The sequence below is a fragment of the Bacillus sp. BHET2 genome, assembly GCF_005938125.1.
GTDB lineage: Bacteria > Bacillota > Bacilli > Bacillales > Bacillaceae_B > Rossellomorea.
The window spans coordinates 35132-58499 of the sequence record NZ_VCQN01000010.1; the positions used below are offsets into that span (position 1 = coordinate 35132).

23 protein-coding genes and 2 tRNA genes are annotated in these 23368 nt (G+C 42.2%); 23 read left to right on the forward strand and 2 right to left on the reverse strand.

Features of this window, described 5'->3' with window-relative positions; genetic code table 11:
• Position 1: 1 nt before the first annotated feature.
• The 4 genes from FGG79_RS20585 (at position 2) to FGG79_RS20600 (ending at position 3072) form a co-directional block, all read left to right on the forward strand.
• The gene (locus FGG79_RS20585) at positions 2 to 391 is read left to right on the forward strand and encodes an FtsB family cell division protein (protein WP_138781754.1); all 390 of its coding nucleotides are present in this window, start codon (positions 2 to 4) and stop codon (positions 389 to 391) included.
• Between the two features lie 73 nt (positions 392 to 464).
• On the forward strand, positions 465 to 890 hold the full coding sequence (locus FGG79_RS20590) for a S1 domain-containing RNA-binding protein (RefSeq protein ID WP_138781756.1): 426 nt from the start codon (positions 465 to 467) through the stop codon (positions 888 to 890).
• A gap of 187 nt (positions 891 to 1077) precedes the next feature.
• A complete protein-coding gene (locus tag FGG79_RS20595; protein ID WP_138781758.1) occupies positions 1078 to 1557 on the forward strand; it encodes a DinB family protein in 480 nt (159 codons plus the stop codon).
• A 163-nt stretch (positions 1558 to 1720) separates the two neighbouring features.
• A protein-coding gene (locus FGG79_RS20600) for an IS1182 family transposase (RefSeq protein ID WP_138781760.1) occupies positions 1721 to 3072 on the forward strand; the annotation gives its coding sequence in 2 pieces (ribosomal slippage) (positions 1721 to 2288 and positions 2288 to 3072; 1353 coding nt in all).
• A gap of 134 nt (positions 3073 to 3206) precedes the next feature.
• On the opposite strand, the gene FGG79_RS20605 is transcribed toward FGG79_RS20600, so the two are convergent.
• Positions 3207 to 3278: transfer RNA gene (locus FGG79_RS20605), tRNA-Glu, on the reverse strand.
• A gap of 9 nt (positions 3279 to 3287) precedes the next feature.
• Positions 3288 to 3364 (reverse strand) — tRNA-Met (locus FGG79_RS20610).
• Positions 3365 to 3651: 287 nt separating this feature from the next.
• Between FGG79_RS20610 and spoIIE the strand changes: the two genes are divergently transcribed.
• The 19 genes from spoIIE to lysS all read left to right on the forward strand — a co-directional run bounded on the left by spoIIE (position 3652) and on the right by lysS (position 22878).
• Complete coding sequence (gene spoIIE, locus FGG79_RS20615; RefSeq protein ID WP_138781762.1) at positions 3652 to 6144, forward strand: stage II sporulation protein E; 2493 nt, start codon at positions 3652 to 3654, stop codon at positions 6142 to 6144.
• A gap of 96 nt (positions 6145 to 6240) precedes the next feature.
• On the forward strand, positions 6241 to 6981 hold the full coding sequence (locus tag FGG79_RS20620; RefSeq protein ID WP_034762994.1) for a VWA domain-containing protein: 741 nt from the start codon (positions 6241 to 6243) through the stop codon (positions 6979 to 6981).
• The gene (locus FGG79_RS20625; protein WP_138781799.1) at positions 6950 to 7957 is read left to right on the forward strand and encodes a protein kinase domain-containing protein; all 1008 of its coding nucleotides are present in this window, start codon (positions 6950 to 6952) and stop codon (positions 7955 to 7957) included. The genes FGG79_RS20620 and FGG79_RS20625 overlap by 32 nt, the downstream gene beginning before the upstream one ends.
• 68 nt (positions 7958 to 8025) lie before the next feature.
• The gene (gene tilS, locus FGG79_RS20630) at positions 8026 to 9429 is read left to right on the forward strand and encodes a tRNA lysidine(34) synthetase TilS (RefSeq protein WP_138781764.1); all 1404 of its coding nucleotides are present in this window, start codon (positions 8026 to 8028) and stop codon (positions 9427 to 9429) included.
• Between the two features lie 3 nt (positions 9430 to 9432).
• The gene (gene hpt, locus FGG79_RS20635; RefSeq protein ID WP_138781766.1) at positions 9433 to 9981 is read left to right on the forward strand and encodes a hypoxanthine phosphoribosyltransferase; all 549 of its coding nucleotides are present in this window, start codon (positions 9433 to 9435) and stop codon (positions 9979 to 9981) included.
• Between the two features lie 102 nt (positions 9982 to 10083).
• Positions 10084 to 12045, forward strand: coding sequence for an ATP-dependent zinc metalloprotease FtsH (ftsH, locus tag FGG79_RS20640; protein ID WP_138781768.1), 1962 nt, complete (start codon positions 10084 to 10086; stop codon positions 12043 to 12045).
• Positions 12046 to 12324: 279 nt separating this feature from the next.
• Complete coding sequence (locus FGG79_RS20645; protein WP_171051026.1) at positions 12325 to 13092, forward strand: type III pantothenate kinase; 768 nt, start codon at positions 12325 to 12327, stop codon at positions 13090 to 13092.
• An 18-nt stretch (positions 13093 to 13110) separates the two neighbouring features.
• Positions 13111 to 13992 (forward strand): Hsp33 family molecular chaperone HslO, encoded by an 882-nt coding sequence (gene hslO, locus FGG79_RS20650; protein WP_138781770.1) that lies wholly within the window; start codon positions 13111 to 13113, stop codon positions 13990 to 13992.
• A gap of 19 nt (positions 13993 to 14011) precedes the next feature.
• Positions 14012 to 14893: a peptidyl-prolyl cis-trans isomerase gene (locus FGG79_RS20655; protein WP_171051027.1), complete on the forward strand. Its 882-nt coding sequence runs from the start codon at positions 14012 to 14014 to the stop codon at positions 14891 to 14893.
• A 105-nt stretch (positions 14894 to 14998) separates the two neighbouring features.
• On the forward strand, positions 14999 to 15136 hold the full coding sequence (locus tag FGG79_RS21955) for a hypothetical protein (RefSeq protein ID WP_171051028.1): 138 nt from the start codon (positions 14999 to 15001) through the stop codon (positions 15134 to 15136).
• Positions 15137 to 16066: a cysteine synthase A gene (gene cysK, locus FGG79_RS20660; protein ID WP_138781774.1), complete on the forward strand. Its 930-nt coding sequence runs from the start codon at positions 15137 to 15139 to the stop codon at positions 16064 to 16066.
• A gap of 182 nt (positions 16067 to 16248) precedes the next feature.
• A complete protein-coding gene (pabB, locus tag FGG79_RS20665; protein WP_138781776.1) occupies positions 16249 to 17652 on the forward strand; it encodes an aminodeoxychorismate synthase, component I in 1404 nt (467 codons plus the stop codon).
• Positions 17649 to 18236 (forward strand): aminodeoxychorismate/anthranilate synthase component II, encoded by a 588-nt coding sequence (pabA, locus tag FGG79_RS20670; RefSeq protein ID WP_138781778.1) that lies wholly within the window; start codon positions 17649 to 17651, stop codon positions 18234 to 18236. The genes pabB and pabA overlap by 4 nt, the downstream gene beginning before the upstream one ends.
• Entirely contained in the window at positions 18236 to 19093 is an 858-nt protein-coding gene (pabC, locus tag FGG79_RS20675; protein ID WP_138781781.1) for an aminodeoxychorismate lyase, read from the forward strand. The genes pabA and pabC overlap by 1 nt, the downstream gene beginning before the upstream one ends.
• Before the next feature lie 16 nt (positions 19094 to 19109).
• The gene (folP, locus tag FGG79_RS20680; RefSeq protein ID WP_240794348.1) at positions 19110 to 19931 is read left to right on the forward strand and encodes a dihydropteroate synthase; all 822 of its coding nucleotides are present in this window, start codon (positions 19110 to 19112) and stop codon (positions 19929 to 19931) included.
• Complete coding sequence (folB, locus tag FGG79_RS20685; protein WP_138781785.1) at positions 19924 to 20289, forward strand: dihydroneopterin aldolase; 366 nt, start codon at positions 19924 to 19926, stop codon at positions 20287 to 20289. Before folP ends, folB begins: the two co-directional genes overlap by 8 nt.
• Positions 20286 to 20810 (forward strand): 2-amino-4-hydroxy-6-hydroxymethyldihydropteridine diphosphokinase, encoded by a 525-nt coding sequence (gene folK, locus FGG79_RS20690; RefSeq protein WP_138781787.1) that lies wholly within the window; start codon positions 20286 to 20288, stop codon positions 20808 to 20810. The genes folB and folK overlap by 4 nt, the downstream gene beginning before the upstream one ends.
• Positions 20762 to 20986, forward strand: a complete 225-nt coding sequence (locus FGG79_RS20695) for a helix-turn-helix domain-containing protein (protein ID WP_138781789.1) — start codon at positions 20762 to 20764, stop codon at positions 20984 to 20986. The genes folK and FGG79_RS20695 overlap by 49 nt, the downstream gene beginning before the upstream one ends.
• A 395-nt stretch (positions 20987 to 21381) precedes the next feature.
• Positions 21382 to 22878 carry a lysine--tRNA ligase gene (lysS, locus tag FGG79_RS20700; protein ID WP_171051029.1) on the forward strand — a complete coding sequence of 499 codons (1497 nt, stop codon included), beginning with the start codon at positions 21382 to 21384 and terminating at the stop codon, positions 22876 to 22878.
• The last annotated feature ends 490 nt before the right edge of the window (positions 22879 to 23368 follow it).

Genomic DNA, 23368 nt, shown 5'->3' on the forward strand with positions numbered 1-23368 from the left:
AATGAGAAAAAACGTGACACCAATGGAAAATGAATATGTCCGTCATCAGGAGCATATGCATAAATCTTCTTCTAAGAGAAAAAAGCGTTTGGTCCGTCGATTAGCAGTTTTCTTTGTTTTAGTTTTGGCAATTAGTGGATTTTTAATCTCGACCCTCATTTCCAGAGCCCAAGTTTTAGAAGAAAAACACACGGAAAAAGCACAATTAGAAAAAAAATTAATACACTTAAAAGACAAGCAATCCGCATTGGAAGAAGAGATTGTAAAGCTTAACGATGATGAATATATAGCCAAACTGGCGCGCCGGGATTACTTTTTGTCGAATGAAGGTGAGATTATTTTTAACATACCTGAAACAGATAAAGAGAAAGAAGAAGAGGTGTCTTATTGACACTCTTTTTTTTAATTGGCTATAATATATAGTAGGTTTATCTTTTATAATTTTAAGGAGGAGCATTTCTTTTATGTCAATCGAAGTAGGCAGCAAGTTACAGGGTAAGGTAACAGGTATCACAAATTTTGGAGCGTTCGTGGAATTATCGGAAGGTTCAACAGGTTTAGTTCACATTAGTGAGGTTGCAGACAACTACGTTAAGGATATTAATGAACACCTTAAAGTCGGCGACGAAGTAACGGTAAAGGTTATTAATGTTGAGAAAGATGGAAAGATCGGTTTATCCATCCGTAAAGCAAAAGAGCAACCACAACGCCCACAGCGCCCTCAGCGTCCTCAACGCCCGCGTAGTAATAACAAACCGACCGACACACGTACTAAAGAGAGTTTCGAACAAAAGATGGCGCGTTTCTTGAAAGACAGTGAAGACCGCTTATCATCTTTAAAGAAAAACACTGAGTCTCGTCGTGGTGGAAAAGGGGCGAAAAAAGGTTAACTTGCTGTCTATTAACTCATATAGCAGGTTGTGAACAGAAAACAGGCATACTCATGATCATGAGTATGCCTGTTTTTTTAGTTTCTATAAGACTGTTCACGAACAAAATAATTAGACAATCCACACAGGACTTTCTCCTTTCCGGATCGAATACATAAGCATAAATATCTTTGTGGAGGCAGCGAATATGAAAAAAGATCAGATGATTGATCATCATGAATCGTTTAAGGTATGGCTGAATGAATTGAACATGATAAATAAAGATGAGTGGTTCCAACCTATGGAAGAGAGTAAATGGTCGATTGCGGCGAATGTTTCTCATATCATCAAATGGGATCAATATTCCTTGAGGGAGATTCTTCCTAGTGCCTCAGAGGGAGCAGAGCTGTCACCCTTTCCGGATTTTCAGCGCTTTAATGGGGAAGCTGAAGAATATGCTCACCTTGTGGTTAATCAAGAAGAATTGATAGTAGAAGGGATGAAAGCTCGGGATCTGATTATTACCTACTTAAAAAACGTATCGGACGATGATCTTCATCAATCGTTTAAAGTTGGAGATCAAAGCTTCACCCTTGAAGAGTTTTTCGAAGACTTCATCGGTCACGACAAACATCATCAAGAGCAGATAGAAGAGGTAGTGTCTCTAGATGAAAGAAAAAGGCATTAAGATGCAGAGGAAATCGGAAAAGAGCAATTAAAAAAAGACTATCGTAAACGATAGTCTCAGGCTGTCGAGAAAGTCTCGACAGCCTTTATTTCATTTGATTACTTTAACTATTCACCGCGTTAATTTGATATAATATAAGTATCAACTAAAGGTGGGTGTTATCATGTTTCACACTAGAAAAGATGCACAAAATGAACTCGAATTTGTTTCAATTGAAGACCTTGTTCCTCAAGACCATCTCCTTAGAAAAATAGAGACATACATAGATTTCTCCTTCATCCTCGAAAAAGTTCGACCTTATTATTCAGAAGATAATGGACGCCCTTCACTCGATCCCCTCGTACTTTTCAAAATGATGTTCATTGGTTATTTCTATGGTGTTCGATCAGAGCGTCAATTAGAAAAAGAAATCCAAATGAACATTGCCTATCGATGGTTTCTTGGTTTACGCCTACAAGATCCCGTGCCCCATCACTCTACTATCAGTTGGAATCGCAGAAAACGATTTAACGAAACGAATATCTTTCAGGAAATCTTTGATGAAATAGTTTTACAAGCAATGAATCATAAAATGGTTGGTGGAAGAGTTTTATTTACCGATTCGACTCATTTAAAAGCGAATGCCAATAAAAATAAATTCACTAAGAAATCCGTAGAGGTTGAAACAAGATCATATGTTCAAGATCTTGATAAAGCGATTGAGGAAGATCGAAATGAAAACGGAAAAAAGCTCTGAAGGCACGAGAGGAGGTGACAGAAACCAAAGAAGTTCGTAAAAGCACGACCGATCCGGATAGTGGATTTATGTCTCGGGAACAGAAACAGGAGATGTTTTGTTATCTTGATCATCGTACGACCGACATGAAATTTAATATTATTACGGATGCCTTTGTCACACCGGGAAATGTCCATGATTCTGTCCCTTATCTTCAACGACTTGATCGCCAAATCGAACGTTTCAAATTGAATGTAGAAGCTGTCGCCTTAGATTCTGGATATCTAACCAACCCCATATGTAAAGGATTATCTGACCGAGGATTATTTGGTGTAATCGCACATAGAAGATACCACCCAACGAAAGGTCTCTTTCCGAAGTGGAAATTCAAATATAGCCTAGAGGAGAATCAGTATCTTTGTCCCAATGGACAAGTTTTACCGTACCGCACAACGACAAGAGAAGGATATCGGGAATACAAATCGGATCCACAACAATGTGTTCAGTGCCCTCTTCTTCAGGAGTGTACAAGATCCAAGAACCATCAAAGAGTGATCACGAGGCATGTGTGGGAAGATCACAAAGAAAAGATACGAGAAAACCGACTCTCGAAATCCGGTAAAATGCTTTATAAATACCGAAAAGAAAAAATAGAGCGAAGCTTTGCAGATTCAAAACAACTGCATGGGCTTCGCTACTGCCGGTTGAGGGGCATACACAATGCGAGTGAGCAAGTCCTTCTCACCGCAGCGTGTCAGAACATGAAAAAGATTGCCACACACCTAGCAAAGCTGGGCTAGGTGTGTGGCAATCTTTTTCTCTAAGAGAAATCACTTTATATTTGTATTTTCGTTTCAACAATAAAAAAAGCTTGTAGAAAAACACTGGGTTTCTCTACAAGCTGAGACTATCGTAAACGATAGTCTTTTTTCTATGACCCGTACGGGATTCGAACCCGTGTTACCGCCGTGAAAGGGCGGTGTCTTAACCGCTTGACCAACGGGCCAAAAGAATATGGTAGCGGCGGAGGGGATCGAACCCCCGACCTCACGGGTATGAACCGTACGCTCTAGCCAGCTGAGCTACACCGCCATAAATATGAGCCTTTTAGGCACAAAAACTATAATACCTAGAAAGAATTATCTTGTCAATATCGTATAGTAAAGATTTTGTCAAAATCCCCTTAAGTCTTTTCACACAAGTATTTCAATCGAAAAAATAGAGAAAAGGAAAGAAGTAAGAATGAAATATTCTGAATATTTTACCGGAAACAATAGAAAGCCGTCGAAACTTTCTTTATTGTCATTCCCTCATTTTGACAAAGTTTTAAACTTGTACCATTTATACTAAACAAAAAAGAAATGGGGAGTGTTTCATACATGGGGAAAGCCGATCAATCGATCATCGAACCTGTCCAGAATGTAGACATTGAACACACTAGGGTGGAACTGTCCAAGGGAATCAAGTCTATTTATTCGAAGCTTGAGTGGTTATTCATAGAGAAGGGAATTGCCTTATTCGTAATCGGATTTTTACTTGGAAGAGCGTTGATCCTATCTCATTTAACACCATTTGCCTTACCGTTCTTTGCAGCTGTTTACATCATTCGTAGAGAGAAGTCTCCCATTGCACTCATCGGTTTGCTTACAGGGGCGCTTACATTATCTCTTCCTAGTATCAGTTATACGTTTGTAAGTGCAACAATATTCCTATTAGCGTTTCGTTTATCACAGAAATATCACAAGAATAATTTGAGAGTCGTGGCATTCTACGTGTTCTTCACAGTCATGATCGCAAAGCTTGGATTCGATTATATCCAGCAGGGACAAGCTTTGACGGTTTATAACGGAGTCATGGCGTTAATAGAAGCGAGTCTTGCCTTTCTCTTAACCTATATTTTTATCCAAAGCGTTCCACTCGTCACGGTTCAGCGAAGAAGAAGGTCACTGAAAACAGAAGAAGTGGTCAGCCTGATCATATTATTGGCATCAATCATGACAGGAACAATCGGGTGGTCTGTGTACAACTTGTCGGTGGAACACGTGCTATCAAGATACTTGGTACTGCTATTTTCCTTTATGGCAGGGGCTACAGTTGGTTCAACAGTAGGGGTTGTGACTGGTCTTGTTTTCAGTTTGGCTAACGTTTCAAGCTTTTATCAAATGAGCTTGCTTGCTTTCTCGGGCCTTCTGGGCGGACTTATGAAAGAAGGGAAGAAATTTGGAGCGGCAATCGGTTTGTTAATCGCTACATTATTAATGGGGATGTACGGAGAGGCAGACACGGTCATAACGAAAACCTTATATGAGTCGGGGGTAGCGATTTTGCTCCTATTTTTAACCCCTCAAAGTTTAACATCCCAAATTGCAAAGCATATTCCAGGTACAGCTGAATACCAGCAGGAGCAGCAGGGGTATATGCGTAGGGTTAGAGACGTGACAGCCAATCGGGTCACGCAATTCTCGTCTGTATTTCAAGCATTATCCAATAGCTTTCAACAAATAGAAGAACGATTTGAAGAGGAGGAAGATAAGGAGTTTGACTATTTTTTAAGCAACGTGACGGAGAAGACGTGTCAAACCTGCTTTAAGAAAGATCAGTGCTGGTCCCGTAATTTTGATAAGACTTATAACCTGATGAAAGAAGTGATGACCGAGTATGATCAAGGCCGAGTCCCCCTTTCACAGAAACTTGCTAGAGAAGTAGAGAAGCATTGTACGAGAGAGAAAAAATTGAAAGAAACGATTTACCAGGAGCTTACCTTTTATCAAGCCAATCTAAAATTGAAAAAACAGGTTCAGGAAAGCAGAAGATTAGTGGCTGATCAACTGCTCGGAGTATCGGAAGTTATGGGCAATTTTGCGAAAGAAATCCAGAGAGAGAGGGAGAATCATCATATTCAGGAAGAACAAATCCTATCGAGTATCGGCGAGTTTGGAATCGAAATTGAAAACATTGAAATTTATAACCTGGAACAAGGCAATGTGGATATCGAAATGACCATGCCTTATTGCGGTGGACACGGACAGGGTGAAAAGCTAATCGCCCCGATGTTATCGGATATATTAGGTGAAAATATCATTGTTCAAAAGGAGGAGTGTGCTCAATTTTCAAACGGGCAATGCCATGTGACCTTTCAATCTGCCAAGAAATATGTCGTGGATACCGGCGCTTCACATGCCGCTAAAGGGGGAGGGCTGGTGTCCGGGGACAGCTACTCCATGATTGAACTGGGAAGGGGGAAGTATGCCGTTGCGATCAGTGACGGGATGGGGAACGGTGAACGTGCCCACTATGAAAGCAACGAAACACTTAGACTCCTAAAGAAAATCCTTGAGTCTGGAATTGAGGAACAGGTAGCGATCAAGTCCATCAATTCGATTCTATCTCTCAGAACGAATGATGAAATATTCTCAACACTGGATTTAGCTATGATTGATCTTCAGAATGCATCATCAAGATTTTTGAAAATAGGTTCAACCCCAAGCTTCATTAAGCGGGGAGATAAAATTATCAAGGTGGAAGCAAGTAATTTACCGATGGGGATGCTCCAGCAGGATTTCGATGTGGATGTCGTGTCTGAGCAGTTAAAAGCGGGAGATCTTCTCATTATGATGAGCGATGGAGCATTTGAAGGGCCGAAACATGTAGAAAATTATGATCTCTGGATGAAGAGGAAGATCAAGGAACTTGAAACCGAAGAGCCGCAAGAAGTGGCAGATATTCTAATGGAGGAGGTCATCCGCTCGAGCTCCGGATTAATAGAAGATGATATGACGATTGTGGTTTCGAAAATTAAACATAATATACCGAAATGGTCATCTATCCCGATGCAGAAACCGAAAACAAAGGATAAAAAAAGAATTTCTTAATGCGCAGAATTCCTCTATAAAAATAGTTAACTAGAGTATAAATCCCTCCTGATTCGGCGAAAATGGTATCAACTTTAGAATGAGGAGGGGAGTCTGATGAAGCCAGGTACACTTCGTCAAATTCTTTTAATTACAGATGGTTGTTCGAATCAAGGAGAAGATCCTATTGCGATGGCAGCTCTTGCCAAGGAGCAGGGAATCTCTGTGAATGTGATTGGGGTTATGGACAATGATGTGATTGATGATAACGGCATGCAGGAGATTGAAGGTATTGCTCTATCGGGGGGTGGAGTGAGTCAAATTGTATATGCGCAACAACTTTCTCAAACCGTACAGATGGTCACCCGTAAAGCGATGACACAAACCTTACAGGGAGTTGTGAATAAAGAGCTGAAACAAATCCTTGGAAAATCCGCGTCCATGGAGGAGCTTCCTCCTGAACAACGGGGAGAAGTCATGGAGGTCGTGGATGAACTGGGTGAATCCGTAGATATGGAAGTGTTGATTCTTGTCGATACATCTGCAAGTATGAAGCATAAACTTCCAACGGTTAAGGAAGCTCTATTAGACCTTTCTTTAAGCTTAAATGCACGAATGGGCGATAATAAATTCTCTGTATTCGTATTTCCCGGGAAACGACAAGATGTCGAAAAATTGTTGGATTGGACTCCAAGACTTGAAACATTGACGAGTATTTTCTCTAAATTGTCTCCGGGTGGAATTACTCCAACAGGACCGGCGATCTCAGAAGCCATTACCCACTTTAAGAAAAAACGTTCATTAAGGGGATTGCTCTCTCGTGGCGATGATGAACAATACTTCGAAGAAACCATTTAGTTTCACCCCTGGAACAGTAATTAGAGGCAAGTGGTATAAACATATTTATACGATAGTTAAGGAGCTTGGGTACGGTGCCAATGGTATTGTATACCTGGTCCAAGGGTCATCGGGCTACCAGGCATTAAAGATGAGCGACAGCAATGTATCGATCACCTCAGAAGTCAATGTATTAAAAGCTTTCTCAAAGGTCCAAGGCTCACCCCTTGGACCAAAGCTTCTTGATGTAGATGATTGGGATAATAGAGGACAGAAGATCCATTTCTATGTAATGGAATATATACAAGGAACCGATTTGCTGTCATTTGTTCAATCGAAGGGATTTTCCTGGGCAGGTGTACTCGTTGCTCAACTTCTGACAGATCTGGAGCGAATTCATAAGGAAGGATGGGTATTTGGGGATTTGAAACCTGAAAACTTAATCGTGACAGGCCCTCCTTACAGAATTCGCTGTATTGACGTTGGCGGGACGACCATCAATGGACGGGCCATCAAGGAATTTACGGAGTTTTTCGATAGGGGATATTGGATAGGGGGATCGCGAAGGGCTGAACCATCATATGACCTTTTCTCGGTTGGGATGATTCTTATTAATTTGGCCTATCCATCACGTTTCACGAAGACTGGAAACGGGAATATGCAACAATTAAGGCAGGCGATCGGCTCCAAGTCTCAATTGAAAAAGTTTGAAGGAACGATAGTGGATGCGTTGGAAGAGAATTTTCAATCTGCCAATGAAATGAGAGTAAGCCTTTTAAATGGACTTTCCCACTCTCAACAAATGCACCAGCCAAAACCGAAGCCAAAAGCCCAAAGATCGGTCCCGCAAAGCTCAACTGTCAGGACGGCTACTCCCAATCCAAGTCGGTATCAAAACCAGCGAAAGCAAAAATCCAGCCATTTTCTGGAGACTGTTCTTGTAGTAATGATTGTATCGTTACTGTATGTTTTATATATCTACGGGGAACTGATGTAGCATAACAGTGTAAGAATGCAGGAGAAATTGATACAATGGGAAAAAAGGTTTTAGGAAGAGGACGCACTATGTTAGAGCATACAACGAAAGAATTTATTCACGCTCATCAGCTTATTCATAATGGAGACCGTATCGTTGTAGCAGTGTCTGGAGGCCCTGATTCTTTAGCGCTTCTCCATTTTTTGGACTCGAACAAAGGGGAGTGGGGCGTGGAAGTCGTGGCTGCTCATCTAGATCATATGTTCCGAGGAGACGAGTCTTATCAAGAGCTATTGTTTGTGGAGGAATTCTGTAATAGCAGAGGCATCCCTTTCTACGGGGAGAGAATGAATGTGTCGTGGGAGATCGAAAGGACAAACGGAAGTCTTCAGGACAAAGCCCGACAACTCCGCTATGAATTTTTAATGGGTGTCATGGACGAGGTGTCCGCTACCAAGTTAGCTCTTGGTCATCACGGGGATGATCAAATTGAAACCATCCTCATGAAAATGACAAGAGGGGCATCAGGGCGAAGCAGAGCCGGAATTCCTTTGAAACGTCCCCTTGCAGGTGGAGAAATCATCCGGCCTTTCCTCTCCGTTACAAAAGAGGATATTGAAGAATATTGTGAAAGACACATTCTTTCCCCAAGAAGAGATCCCAGCAATCAGAAGGAAGCGTACACAAGGAACCGGTTCAGAAAAAAGGTTCTCCCGTTTTTAAAAAAGGAAAACCCTCATGTTCATCTCCAATTTCAGCGATTCAGTGAAGAATTGGAAGAAGATGAGTCATATTTAGAGGAATTAACAAGGGCCGAGTTGAATAAGGTATGGAATAACACTGGAGATTTCTCATCTTTACATATCGATGGTTTTCTTACAATGGCTCAGCCTTTACAAAGAAGAGGGATTAATCTAATATTAAACTATCTTTACAAACTTAGACCACCTTCCCTATCGTCTATACATATTTACGATGTATTGGGTATTTTAAAAGGAAAAACGCCAAATATCAGCATAGATTTACCAAAAGGGCTTAAAGTAACAAGGGCGTATCATACATGTTATTTTCATTTTGGAGAGTTAGCTTTAGCTAAGGCACCGTTTTGTTACGAGTTGCCTGTGAATAAAAGGCTTGAAATCCAAGGTGAATATCAGTTTCTTCTTTTTTCCTCCACGTCTTGTGAGGAGCAGTCAGGTGATAGAATCTATCTTGATCCAGATGAGGTCACGCTCCCTTTATACGTGCGATCGAGAAGAAATGGAGATCGAATGGCAGTGAAGGGTTTGGAAGGCTCTAAGAAGCTTAAAGCACTCTTTATAGACAACAAAATCCCTGTTCACCTCCGGGAGGGGTGGCCAATTGTAGTGGATGCAGACAACCATATACTTTGGGTGCCAGGAATGAGGAAGTCTATTTACGATTTGGGAGAAGAGAAAGAAAATAGTTTAGTACTACAATTTAAGAGCAATCATCTTCTAGGAGGCAGTTGAACATTGTTAAACCAAGATATTGAGAAAGTGTTAATTTCAGAAGAACAGCTTCAAGAAAAGATTAAAGCATTAGGTGCACAATTAACAGAGGAATATCAAGATCGTTTTCCTTTGGCAATTGGCGTTTTAAAAGGCGCAATGCCGTTTATGGCTGACCTTTGTAAACGCATGGACACGCATATGGAAATGGATTTCATGGACGTATCCAGCTACGGGAACTCTACTGTCTCTTCAGGAGAAGTAAAGATTGTGAAAGATTTAGATACGAAAGTGGAAGGTCGGGATATCCTAATCCTTGAAGATATCATCGACAGTGGATTGACTTTAAGCTATCTAGTGGAACTATTCCGCTATCGTAAAGCGAAATCCATCAGTATTGTCACTCTGCTTGATAAGCCGACAGGCCGTAAAGTAGATATCAAAGCGGACTACGTAGGCTTCATTGTTCCTGATGAGTTCGTTGTCGGATATGGTCTTGATTACGCTGAAAGATATCGTAATCTGCCGTATATCGGAGTTTTAAAACCAAGAGTGTATACAACTGGAGAATAAGTATATTCTAAACAGGAATCTTGTAAGTGCAATTTGTTGTAATGCCATGATTTTCTATGATACTATTTTACTTAGTTTGTTTACCGTGGGAGGAGGTAAGGGATGAACCGTATCTTTCGAAACACCATATTCTATTTACTAGTCTTTTTAGTGATTATAGGTGTGGTGAGTTATTTCAGTAATAACAACGAGCCAACCAAAAATATCGAGTACAGTACGTTTATTAATAACCTTGAAGAAGGAGACGTTTCCTCTTTTTCAATTCAGCCTGGTAGAGGCGTTTATGAAGTGAAAGGACAGATGGAAGGGGCTAAAGAAGGAGAGTACTTCTTAACCTATGTCCTTACTACAGATGGGAAGTTAATGGATAAGGTCAATGCGGCAGCATCAGAGCAAGGCATTGATGTGGAAGTATTACAGGCCAAAGAAACAAGCGGCTGGGTATCATTTTTCACAACGATCATTCCGTTTGTCATTATCTTCATTCTGTTCTTCTTCTTACTTAACCAAGCTCAAGGCGGTGGAAGCCGTGTCATGAACTTTGGTAAGAGTAAGGCTAAGCTTTACAGTGAAGAGAAGAAAAAGGTTCGCTTCAAGGATGTAGCCGGAGCGGACGAAGAGAAACAAGAACTTGTAGAGGTAGTGGAATTCTTAAAGGATCCACGTAAATTCTCTGAAGTGGGTGCCCGTATTCCAAAGGGTGTCCTTCTAGTAGGACCTCCAGGTACAGGTAAAACCTTACTTGCACGAGCAGTGGCTGGAGAAGCAGGAGTTCCTTTCTTCTCAATCAGTGGTTCCGACTTCGTTGAAATGTTTGTCGGTGTCGGTGCATCTCGTGTACGTGATTTATTCGAAAATGCAAAGAAAAATGCGCCTTGTATCATCTTCATCGATGAGATTGATGCAGTGGGTCGTCAACGTGGAGCAGGCTTAGGCGGAGGACACGATGAGCGTGAACAGACTCTTAACCAGTTACTTGTTGAAATGGACGGATTCGGAGCGAACGAAGGAATCATCATCGTCGCTGCAACAAACCGACCTGACATTCTTGACCCTGCATTATTACGTCCAGGCCGTTTTGACCGTCAGATTACAGTCGATCGACCTGACCTTAGAGGGCGTGAAGCAGTTCTGAAGGTTCATTCTCATAATAAACCGCTTGATGAATCGGTTGATTTAAAATCGATTGCGATGAGGACTCCAGGCTTCTCTGGAGCAGATTTAGAAAACCTTCTGAACGAAGCGGCTCTTGTGGCAGCTCGTGAGGATAAGAAAAAAATAGATATGCGCGATATCGACGAAGCAACAGACCGTGTCATTGCAGGTCCTGCTAAGAAGAGCAAAGTCATATCTGAAAAAGAACGTAAAATCGTGGCTTTCCACGAAGCGGGTCACACCGTTATCGGATTGGTTCTTGATGAAGCGGATATGGTACATAAGGTAACCATCGTTCCTCGTGGGCAAGCTGGCGGATACGCCGTTATGCTTCCAAAAGAAGATCGTTACTTTATGACGAAGCCTGAGCTTCTAGATAAGATTACCGGTTTACTTGGTGGTCGTGTAGCAGAGGAAATCATCTTCGGTGATGTTTCAACTGGTGCGCATAATGACTTCCAACGTGCTACTGGAATTGCCCGTAAGATGGTCACTGAATACGGTATGAGTGATAAGCTCGGACCACTTCAATTCGGTCAATCTCAAGGTGGTCAAGTGTTCTTAGGACGCGACATCAATAGTGAACAAAACTATTCAGATGCCATCGCTTACGAAATTGACAAAGAAATGCAGCGTCTAATCAAAGAAAGCTATGAGAGAGCGAAGCGAATTCTTACTGAAAATCGTGATAAGCTTGAACTCATTGCCAAAACATTATTAGACATCGAAACATTAGATGCGGCGCAAATCAAGCATTTAATGGATCATGGAAAATTACCGGAGCGTACGTATGAATCCGATCAGGAAAACAAAGACGTGAAAGTAAATATCCAAAAGAAAAATGAAGAAAACGTGATTGAAGAAGACACGACTTCAAAAGAAGACAACTCTGACTCTGATCGCACGTAATATAGAAGGATGCATCCAATCATGGGTGCATCCTTTTTGTTTTGGTTTTTTGCTTCTTGCCACACAGATTGCCCTTGCGCTTTTATCGCATCCAGCTCCACCGCCTAGTCCCTCGAGGTCATAAGTCAATTACACCAAAAAGGCAAAGAACGCCTTTCCGGTGTAATCGCCTTATGCTTGTCGGGCCTGACCAAGCCGGTTGCGCTTTTATACCTATTCTAAATAAATTATGGTATGATGTTGGCAGTGTGAAAACAATTGGCTTAGTAGGTGAGGATATTGATTTTTGTAATGGATGTAGGGAATACCAATATTGTGTTTGGTGTATATGATAATGACCATTTAAAATATCATTGGAGAGCTGAAACGAATCGTCATAAAACGGAAGATGAGTTCGGGATGCTCGTAAAGAATCTGTTTGAGCATGTGAATCTGACGTTTAAGGAGATTGACGGAATTATCATTTCCTCCGTTGTCCCTCCAATCATGTTTAGTTTAGAACGCATGTGTGAGAAGTACTTTAATATTACTCCACTCGTCGTTGGACCTGGTATTAAGACAGGCCTAAATATTAAGTATGAAAACCCACGGGAAGTCGGTGCGGATCGAATCGTAAATGCCATCGCTGGCATCCACGAATACGGAGGCCCACTAATCATCGTTGACTTTGGGACAGCGACGACGTATTGCTATATCAATGAAGAACGACAATATATGGGTGGAGCGATTGCCCCGGGAATCGGCATCTCAACCGAAGCCCTATACTCAAAGGCAGCGAAACTGCCAAGGATTGAAATTGCCCGTCCTGAACAGATCATAGGGAAAAATACCGTCACTGCCATGCAGGCAGGTATTCTCTACGGATATGTTGGACAGGTAGAAGGTATCGTTCATCGAATGAAAGTACAAAGTAAGAAGGAACCAACCGTCATTGCAACGGGAGGACTAGCGACACTGATTTCGAAAGAATCCAATAGCATCGACGTAGTAGATCCTTTCCTGACATTAAAAGGCTTAAAATTAATCTACAAGAGAAACATGAACTAAGTGAAAGGAGCTTTAACCATGAGCGACTATTTAGTAAAAGCACTGGCCTATGACGGCCAGGTTCGCGCGTATGCAGTAAAAAGTACAGAAACTGTTGGAGAAGCACAGAGAAGACATGGAACTTGGCCGACTGCCTCAGCGGCACTCGGCCGAAGCATTAGTGCCGGAGTCATGATGGGGGCAATGCTGAAAGGTGATAATAAATTAACGATTAAAGTGGAGGGTGGAGGACCAATCGGAGCCATCCTTGTGGATACTAATGCAAAAGGTGAGGTCAGGGGATATGTGACCAACCCACAAGTCCACTTCGATTTAAACGAGCACGGAAAGCTTGATGTCCGTCGTGCAGTTGGTACGACCGGGACGTTATCGATTGTGAAAGATATTGGCATGAGAGACCATTTCTCCGGTCAGGTTCCGATTGTTTCAGGAGAACTTGGTGAAGATTTCACCTATTATTTTGTTACTTCTGAACAGGTTCCTTCATCTGTGGGTGTCGGAGTGTTAGTAAACCCTGACAACTCCATCCTTGCAGCAGGCGGATTCATCCTTCAACTTATGCCTGGGACCGATGATGAAACGATTACGAAGATCGAGGAACGGTTAGCAAAGATCCCACCAATTTCGAAATTGATTGAAAAGGGCCTTACGCCTGAAGAAGTATTAGAAGAGGTGCTTGGTAAAGGGGAAGTCAAAGTACTTGAAACACTTCCGGTTGCATTTAAATGTCAATGCAATAAAGAGCGTTTTTCCAATGCCATTATCAGCTTAGGGGAACAAGAGATACAAGAGATGATTGATGAAGATGGAAGTGCAGAAGCGAGCTGTCATTTCTGTAATGAAATATATGTGTTTTCTAAAGAAGAATTAGAAGAACTGAAAACGAGCGCAAAGCGGTAATCCAGGGAGAATGGGAGAAATGAGAATTAAACGGTCTGTACTCATGGTTTTGATTGTGGTCTTACTTGTGACAAACATCATAACACTCGTGTGGCATTGGTCATCTGGCGCAATTGGGAAGCCGGAAGTCGTAGCTACGATTGGTGGAGAATCTGTTACCCGGGAAGACTGGTTGTACTCACTCGAGCAAAAACATGGTAAAGAAGAGCTGAAGGAATTGATCAACCAAAAGGTGATTGACCATTTAGCCAAGAAATACGATATTTCTGTTTCAGATAAAGAAGTCGAACAGGAATATTATCTTATCCAGTCGGTTTATAATGCATACGATGAAGAAAACCTAGAGGATGAAGATACCCTTAGGGCTCAAATTAAATCTGAATTGTTGTTAGAAGAGCTCATTACCAAGGATGTGCAAGTCCCTAACAAAGAGCTGGAGAGCTTCTATAAACAAAATGAAGATCAGTATTCGATTCCAAAAATGTACAAGCTAAAGCAGCTGGAAGTGACGAATTCTTCAGATGCAGAACAGGCACTCGATGAGCTTGATTCAGGCTCTAACTTCGAAGCGTTAGCTATGGAGCGCTCAACGGATGAGCAAAGCGCTCATTTAGGGGGAGACATGGGGTATGTTCCTCTGGATGGAGATCTTCTTTCCAGAGAAGCGAGAACGGAAGTCGAGGCTTTATCACAAGGTGAATGGACAAAGCCGATTCAGCAGGATTCGGGGTATGTTATTTATTATGTAGACGATATTCTGAAAGAAAGACATTTTGCTTTCAAAGATGTTAAGTCCCAAATTCGCAGGCAGATAGCTCTAGAGCAAGTGGAAACGCCACTCCAACCCGAATCCTTTTGGGATGAGGTGAAAGTGGATTGGTTTTACGGTAAACAGGAGTAAAGAAGAAGCTGGCCAGGATTAGGTCAGCTTCTTTTACATACATCGAAGTGTTTTAACGAAACATAGGATAAGTAAATTGGGCATATATATATAGGTGAGTGATACGTGATGGCTAGAAACGAAATCGATGCCAACTTCTTAAGCATGCTTTCCTCAAGTGCATTATTATTGACAAATTTATTGAATATTGTTACATTTTTATCAAAACCAACAAATTTACTTGGGATTAGGAGTGATGAATGAATGGTGAGAGTAGCCAATTCAATTTCGGAATTAATAGGTCAGACTCCAGTGGTTAAACTGAATCGATTAGTAGATGAAAACAGTGCGGATGTTTATTTGAAATTAGAATATATGAACCCGGGCAGCTCTGTAAAAGATCGAATCGCCTTAGCGATGATCGAAGCTGGGGAAGCAGCAGGTACGATTAAACCAGGCGATACGATTGTCGAGCCGACTAGCGGAAACACAGGAATTGGCTTAGCAATGGTGGCTGCTGCAAAAGGATACCGTTCGTTGCTCGTCATGCCTGACACGATGAGTATGGAGAGACGAAATCTGTTACGTGCATATGGCGCAGAGCTGGTATTAACTCCCGGAGCTGAAGGTATGGGTGGTGCCATTCGGAAGGCAGAAGAACTAGCGAAGGAAAAAGGTTACTTCATGCCTCAACAATTTACAAATAAGGCGAATCCTAAAGTGCATCGAGAAACGACCGGGCCGGAAATTGTAGAGCAGATGGGCGATCAACTGGACGCATTCATAGCAGGAATAGGTACTGGTGGTACGATTACCGGTGCTGGCGAAGTACTGAAGAAGCACTATCCATCGATTGAACTTTACGCTGTAGAACCATCAGATTCACCAGTGTTATCTGGAGGGAAGCCTGGTCCGCATAAGATTCAAGGGATAGGTGCCGGATTCATTCCTGATATTCTGGATACAGAAGTGTATGACCATATTATTCAGGTTGAAAAAGATTCCGCATTTGACTATGCAAGAAGAGCGGCAAAAGAAGAAGGGATCCTCGGTGGGATTTCCTCAGGGGCAGCCATCTATGCTGCCATTGAAGTAGCTAAGAAGTTAGGGAAGGGTAAGAAAGTACTTGCGATCATTCCTAGTAATGGAGAGCGTTATTTAAGTACTCCTCTTTACCAATTTGATGAAGAATAATAAAGATATGGGAGATCCTGAAGGTAGTACTCTTCGGGATCTTTTTTTTGTTTTGCTAAAGATGAATGGTGATAGTAGGCTTCAACATGAGTGTTGTTGGATATTTCAAATTTTTAACGGTGAAACCATCTTGAAGTTCATGTATCATGAAAGGAGATAAAGATTAGGAGTGTGAAGGGTCAGTGCAGCACCTATATTTTCATAAAAACGAAACAACAAAAGAGAGCTTTTTTGCAGCGTATGAACACCTAAGTCAACAACAGTCACATCATATTTTGTTAGAAAGTGGCCGGGGTGGACGATATAGCGTTGCTGGACTTGAACCTAAAGTGTTACTACAGAGTGTACCGGAAGGCCTTAGAATCCAGGATGCTTCTGGAATGGAAATAATAAATGGAGACCCCTTAATTCAGCTGGAAAAGTGGATGGAGCCCCTTCGAACGGAACGTAAGGAAAATTTGCCTGACTTCCAGGGAGGTGTGATCGGATTTCTTAGCTATGATTATGCAAGAAACATTGAGAAGCTGCCCTCTTTAAGTCTTGATGATCTTGAGGTTCCGGATCTTTACTTCTACTATCTGGATGAATGGGTGGTCTTCGATCATCAAGAAAACATCGTCTGGACAATGATTCTTTCTGCTGAAGAAGCTTATGTAGCTGAGAGGAAGCTTGAGAAGTGGACCTCTTTATGGAACAAAGCCTATTCCTCAACCGGAGAGCGGGAACAAGATCAATTGCACGGGAATAAGGCAGATATTGAGGTGTCCATGGATGAAGGGGAGTTCGGAGAGGCTGTGGGGAAAATTCAGTCCTATATCTCTCAAGGGGACGTCTTTCAGGTAAATTTATCTGTGCGTCAATCCCAGGAGCTTAGAAGCGATCCTTACACGGTATATAAAAAGCTTCGGGACTTAAATCCTTCTCCGTATATGAGTTATATTCATAGCCCCGACTTTCAAATCGTATCCGGCTCACCGGAATTGCTTGTAAAGAAACAAGGGACGGAAGTAAGTACAAGACCGATTGCCGGAACCCGCTCACGTGGGAAGGATGCGGAAGAGGACGAGAAGCTTGCTCTTGAACTGATCCATAACGAGAAAGAACAGGCTGAACATGTGATGCTTGTGGACCTTGAAAGAAATGACTTAGGAAGGGTGTGCGAGTACGGGACAGTGGAGGTCAATGAATTTATGGTCATCGAAAAATACTCCCACGTCATGCACATTGTATCAAATGTTAGAGGAACACTAGATGATACCAAATCAGGAGCAGACCTCATAAGATCCGTTTTTCCAGGGGGAACGATCACAGGTGCGCCCAAAGTAAGAACGATGGAAATCATTGAGGAGCTTGAGCCGGTCAGACGGGGTATCTACACAGGATCCATAGGCTGGATTGGAGTGAACGGTGATATGGAATTAAATATCGTCATTCGAACCATGCTCGTCAAAGAAGGAAAAGGCCATATTCAAGCAGGAGCCGGAGTCGTGATTGATTCTAATCCAAAATACGAATACAAAGAATCCCTAAAGAAAGCAAAGGCCCTTTGGGTGGCGAAAGCAAGGGCGGAAGGGGAAAATTTATGATTCTCATGATAGATAACTATGATTCATTCACTTATAATCTTGTTCAGTTTCTAGGAGAGCTTGGGGAAGAACTGATCGTGAAACGAAATGACGACATCAGTCTGGATGAAATTGAGGCGTTGGCTCCTGATTATCTGATGATTTCTCCGGGTCCATGCAGTCCGAACGAAGCAGGTGTGAGTCTAGACGCAATCAGCACCTTTGCAGGCAGGATTCCAATCTTTGGCGTTTGTTTAGGTCATCAATCCATTGCCCAGGTCTTCGGAGGGGAAGTGGTTCGTGCCGAACGGTTGATGCACGGGAAAGTCTCTCCTATCTTCCATGACGGGAAAACGATTTTCGAAGGAATGCCCGTTCCTTTTGAAGCAACAAGATACCACTCCTTGATTGTAAAGAGGGAAACCCTTCCCGAATGCTTCGACATATCAGCCGAAACGGAGCAAGGGGAAATCATGGCAATCCGACATAAGAAGTTGCCGATAGAAGGGGTTCAATTTCATCCTGAATCCGTCATGACGGAGCAAGGGAAACAGCTACTCCTGAACTTTTTGAACTCATATAAGAAAGTAGAGCTAGCATTATAATGTATCTCTACTTTAATGATGAATTTGTACACGCATCAGAAGCGGCCATTTCTCCATTTGATCACGGCTATCTGTACGGACTGGGAGTATTTGAAACCTTTCGTACCTATGGAGGTCATCCTTTTTTGTTAAAGGATCATTTGAAGAGACTTGAGAACGGATTAAAGGAATTAAATATTGCAGTTGAACTAGATGAAGGAAAGATTCGAAGTGCCATTAAGGCCCTGCTAAATCGAAACGGCTTGAAGGACGCATATTGCCGGTTAAATGTTTCTGGTGGTGAGGGGGAGATAGGTCTAAAGACGACTCCATATGAGGAGCCGACCGTGATTCTTTTTCAAAAGGAATTGCCGCCGTCAATCCCGTTAAAAGAAAAAGAAGCTGTCTTCCTCAACCTCAGAAGAAATACACCGGAAACCGGGGAACGATTGAAATCCCATCATTATCTGAATAATATGGCGGCAAAAAGGGAAATCGGAGCATCTTCTAACCAGGAAGGAATTTTTCTTACGAAAGAAGGATATCTTTGTGAAGGGATCACTTCAAATCTGTTCTGGATCAAAGACGGGGGCCTGTATACCCCTGGTTTGGAAACGGGGTTATTAAACGGGATTACCCGTCAGTTCATCCTTGCACTGGCAGCTCAATTGGATATCCCGGTCAGGATAGGAGAGTTCGGGAAGGAACGTTTGTTGGAGGCGGATGAGGTCTTTTTTACCAACTCTGTCCAAGAAATCATTCCGGTGAACAGAATTGATTCTATGAACTTTCCTGGGGGCTACGGCGTACATACCGCACGGCTCCATGCTCAGTACACTCAGTACAAAGGGTACTTACATTCAATCGAGGAACTATAGCAGGGGGAATCATATCATGAAATGCGGAAAATATGAGCTGGACTTTTCTAAGAAAACCCTCATTATGGGGATTTTGAATATCACTCCCGATTCGTTTTCAGACGGGGGATCATTCAATGAATTAGATCGTGCAGTGGAGCGAGCGAAAGAAATGGTAGAGATGGGGGCAGACATTATTGATATCGGTGGAGAGTCGACTCGACCGGGCCATCAAGTGATAGGGGTGGAAGAAGAGATTTCACGTGTGGTTCCTATTATTGAGGCCATTGCCCAGGAAGTGAATGTTCCGATTTCCATCGACACATATAAGGCTGTGACTGCCCAAAAGGCATTAGAAGCGGGAGCAAGCATCATTAACGACGTATGGGGTGCCAAAAAAGATCCTGAAATGGCGGGTGTTGCCGCTGAAACGGGTGCCCCTATCATTCTTATGCATAATCGGGATAATAAGGAATATATGAATTTTGTACGAGATTCAATCCAAGATTTACAGGAAAGTATTTTCTTGGTAAAGGGTGCCGGTGTACGGGACGAACAAATCATTCTGGATCCTGGAATCGGTTTTGCCAAAACTGTACAATTAAACCTAGATATGATGAGGCATCTGGATGTCATTGTTTCTCTCGGGTATCCAGTGCTCCTCGGAACGTCTCGGAAGTCTATTATTGGACATGTACTCGATCTACCAGTAGAGGAACGGATGGAAGGGACAGGTGCGACGGTATGCTACGGAATTCAGAAGGGTTGTCATATTGTACGGGTACATGATGTAAAGGAAATGGCACGAATGGCCAAAATGATGGATGCCCTTGTAGGAAAGGAGAAAATGTATGGATAAGATTCTATTAAACGAGATGGAGTTTTACGGCTATCATGGAGTATTTCCAGAAGAAAACAAGCTTGGACAACGTTTTCGTGTTAGTGTAGAGTTGCATTTGGATTTAAAGAAGTCCGGCCAAAGTGATCAGCTTGAAGACTCCGTAAACTATGGGGAGGTCTATTCGATCACCAAATCTGTGGTCGAGGGAGAGCCGAAGAATTTAGTCGAAGCGGTAGCTGAGGGTATCTCTTCTGAAATCTTAGCTACATTTCAAGTCGTGAAGAGCTGTAAAATTACACTAATCAAGCCTGATCCACCTATTCCTGGTCATTACCAATCGGTGGCGGTGGAGATTAATAGGAGTCGGGTAGGATGAATATTGCATACATTTCCCTTGGTTCTAACATGGGAGACCGGGCAGGTTATTTACAAAAAGCCATAAACACCTTAGCCAGTCATGGTAAGATAGAGGTAACAAAACGGTCCTCTCTGTATGAAACAGACCCTGTAGGATTTACAGAACAAGGTAAATTTTTGAATATGGTCATTGAAATTCGTACCAGTTTAAGTCCAGAAACTCTATTACATCAATGCTTGCAGGTGGAGATTGACCTTGGAAGGGAAAGGGAGTTCAAATGGGGTCCCCGGATAATAGACCTTGATATTTTACTCTATAATCACGAAGATATCCAATCAGAGAATCTTCTCGTGCCTCATCCAAGGATGCAAGAAAGAGCATTTGTTTTAATTCCGTTATTAGAGGTTGCTCCACATATCGAGCATCCGTCCTTTAACGCCCCGTTCGTTGAATTTCTGGACGAAATACCTGACAAAGAAGGAGTTCGGTTATGGAAACAGATAAATGGGGAAGACGCATTCGTGCATTCAGAAAGCTAAAAGGATATACTCAGGAAGGCTTGGCAAAGGAGCTTTCCATCTCTGTTTCGGTTCTTGGAGAAGTGGAGAGAGGGAGTCGTATACCAAAAGAGGAGTTCTTGGTGAACGTGGCAGAAGTGCTGAAGATACCATTGCATGACCTTATCCCTGAGGAAGATTATGAACGTAGTGAGTGAATGTCAACATAGTCGAGAATTATATAGATAGACAGCTGGCAGATAAGCGGGTTCTTTACATGATCGTACCTCCGTATAAATGTATGAGGGTAAAGCTGAATGGACTACGATGAGAAGTGAAGCAACCCGTTATGACCCCTGTCCTTGAGGATGGGAATCTAATGCCACTGTATTTCTTTAAGTAATATGTTATTCTAGACAAGGCTAGAACCAATTCGTGACACAGTCACCGAGTTGGATTCGGCCTTTTTTAGATTTTTTCAATATCAATTTGCGTTTTTAACCCCCGTTTCTGAAATTACCGATACTTTAGGGGTGTTACAAACATAGATATTGTGTAAAATAGTATGGTATATAATCGTATTAGTCTAGTAAAGCAAGCAGATAGAATAGGAGTGAAACATATGAGTCACGAAGAAATCAATGACCAGCTTCGAGTCAGACGTGAAAAGATGGAAACCATCCGTGAAAAAGGACAGGATCCATTCGGTAAACGTTATGACCGGACACACAGTTCATCCGAAATCAAAGCAAAATTTGATGATTTTTCGAAAGAAGAGCTAGAAGAGAAAGATATCACTGTAACCATCGCAGGTCGTATCATGACAAAGCGTGGAAAAGGAAAAGCAGGATTTGCTCATCTTCAAGATTTAGCTGGACAAGTTCAAATCTATGTTCGTAAAGACGCGATCGGTGAAGAAGCTTATGAGTTATTTAACACAGCGGACCTTGGGGATATCGTAGGGATCACTGGTACAGTATTCAAGACGAAGGTAGGGGAACTTTCTGTCAAAGCAAAGGAATTCCACCTTCTAACAAAAGCGCTGCGACCATTACCTGAAAAATTCCATGGCTTAAAAGATGTTGAACAGCGTTACCGTCAGCGTTACCTGGATCTGATCACAAGCCAGGAGAGCAAGGAAACGTTCATTGCACGCAGTCGTATCATCCAGTCTATGAGAAGATACCTCGACAACAATGGTTACTTAGAAGTTGAAACACCAATGATGCATGCGATCGCTGGTGGAGCATCTGCACGGCCGTTCAATACACATCATAATGCTCTAGATATGCCATTATTTATGCGTATCGCAATCGAACTGCACCTAAAGCGCCTTATTGTCGGCGGTCTTGAAAAAGTATATGAAATCGGTCGAGTATTCCGTAATGAAGGAGTGTCCACAAGACATAATCCTGAGTTCACAATGATTGAGCTTTACGAAGCATATGCAGATTACCGTGATATCATGGCTCTTACCGAAAATCTTGTCGCTCACATAGCGAAGGAAGTATTCGGTTCAACTACCGTACAGTATGCAGACTACGAAATTAACCTTGAGCCTGAGTGGACACGTCTTCATATGGTAGACGCGGTTAAAGAACAGACGGGTGTGGACTTCTGGAAAGAAATGTCCGATGAAGAAGCACGTGCCCTTGCGAAAGAACACGGCATCGAAATCAAAGGCAATATGCAATACGGCCACGTCGTAAATGAATTCTTCGAACAAAAAGTAGAAGATAAGCTGATTCAGCCTACCTTCATTTATGGTCATCCGGTGGAAATTTCTCCACTTGCGAAGAAAAATGATGAAGACCCACGATTCACTGATCGCTTTGAGCTATTCATCGTAGGCCGTGAACATGCCAATGCCTTCACGGAGCTTAACGACCCGATTGATCAAAGAGAACGCTTCGAAGCGCAATTGAAGGAACGTGAAGAAGGGAACGACGAAGCCCACATGATGGATAATGATTTCATCGAGGCTCTTGAATATGGTATGCCGCCAACTGGTGGTCTTGGAATTGGGATCGACAGACTTGTTATGCTGTTAACCAACTCTCCGTCCATTCGGGACGTCTTACTATTCCCGTTAATGCGTCATCGCGATTAATAAGAGTGTAAAAGACAGCAGCGGCTGATTGCCGCTGCTGTTTTTTTGAACAAAAATTTGTTTTATATAGTAGATTCTCCATCATTGAACTACGAAACGTAATCGCAAGAATAGGTCGAAGATACTCAGTTCATTCATCTTAATTCCGGCTTTAAGAATAGATGGAAGGTCTTTAGTCTTGATTTTTAATTAAAATGAAAAAGATTTGAAATATCTATTGCACCCCTCATTGTATGGTGGTATAGTAATATCTGTTGCCGCAAAACGCGTCACACAAAACGAAAAACTTTATAAAAAAGTTGTTGACTTGAACGAGTTGATAATGTAACATTGTAAGGGTCGCTTCAGAAGAAGCACTTACACATTGAACCTTGAAAACTGAACAAAACAAGACAATACGTCAACGTAAATTCTAGATTTATTTTTAAAGAGCTATTCAAACTTTTATCGGAGAGTTTGATCCTGGCTCAGGACGAACGCTGGCGGCGTG

Coding starts and splice junctions, on each gene's coding strand:
- FGG79_RS20585 (WP_138781754.1), top strand. CDS start 2: ATGAGAAAAAACGTGACACCAATGGAAAATGAATATGTCCGTCATCAG.
- FGG79_RS20590 (WP_138781756.1), top strand. CDS start 465: ATGTCAATCGAAGTAGGCAGCAAGTTACAGGGTAAGGTAACAGGTATC.
- FGG79_RS20595 (WP_138781758.1), top strand. CDS start 1,078: ATGAAAAAAGATCAGATGATTGATCATCATGAATCGTTTAAGGTATGG.
- spoIIE (WP_138781762.1), top strand. CDS start 3,652: ATGGGGAAAGCCGATCAATCGATCATCGAACCTGTCCAGAATGTAGAC.
- FGG79_RS20620 (WP_034762994.1), top strand. CDS start 6,241: ATGAAGCCAGGTACACTTCGTCAAATTCTTTTAATTACAGATGGTTGT.
- FGG79_RS20625 (WP_138781799.1), top strand. CDS start 6,950: ATGATGAACAATACTTCGAAGAAACCATTTAGTTTCACCCCTGGAACA.
- tilS (WP_138781764.1), top strand. CDS start 8,026: ATGTTAGAGCATACAACGAAAGAATTTATTCACGCTCATCAGCTTATT.
- ftsH (WP_138781768.1), top strand. CDS start 10,084: ATGAACCGTATCTTTCGAAACACCATATTCTATTTACTAGTCTTTTTA.
- hslO (WP_138781770.1), top strand. CDS start 13,111: ATGAGCGACTATTTAGTAAAAGCACTGGCCTATGACGGCCAGGTTCGC.
- FGG79_RS20655 (WP_171051027.1), top strand. CDS start 14,012: ATGAGAATTAAACGGTCTGTACTCATGGTTTTGATTGTGGTCTTACTT.
- cysK (WP_138781774.1), top strand. CDS start 15,137: ATGGTGAGAGTAGCCAATTCAATTTCGGAATTAATAGGTCAGACTCCA.
- pabA (WP_138781778.1), top strand. CDS start 17,649: ATGATTCTCATGATAGATAACTATGATTCATTCACTTATAATCTTGTT.
- pabC (WP_138781781.1), top strand. CDS start 18,236: ATGTATCTCTACTTTAATGATGAATTTGTACACGCATCAGAAGCGGCC.
- folP (WP_240794348.1), top strand. CDS start 19,110: ATGAAATGCGGAAAATATGAGCTGGACTTTTCTAAGAAAACCCTCATT.
- folB (WP_138781785.1), top strand. CDS start 19,924: ATGGATAAGATTCTATTAAACGAGATGGAGTTTTACGGCTATCATGGA.
- folK (WP_138781787.1), top strand. CDS start 20,286: ATGAATATTGCATACATTTCCCTTGGTTCTAACATGGGAGACCGGGCA.
- FGG79_RS20695 (WP_138781789.1), top strand. CDS start 20,762: ATGGAAACAGATAAATGGGGAAGACGCATTCGTGCATTCAGAAAGCTA.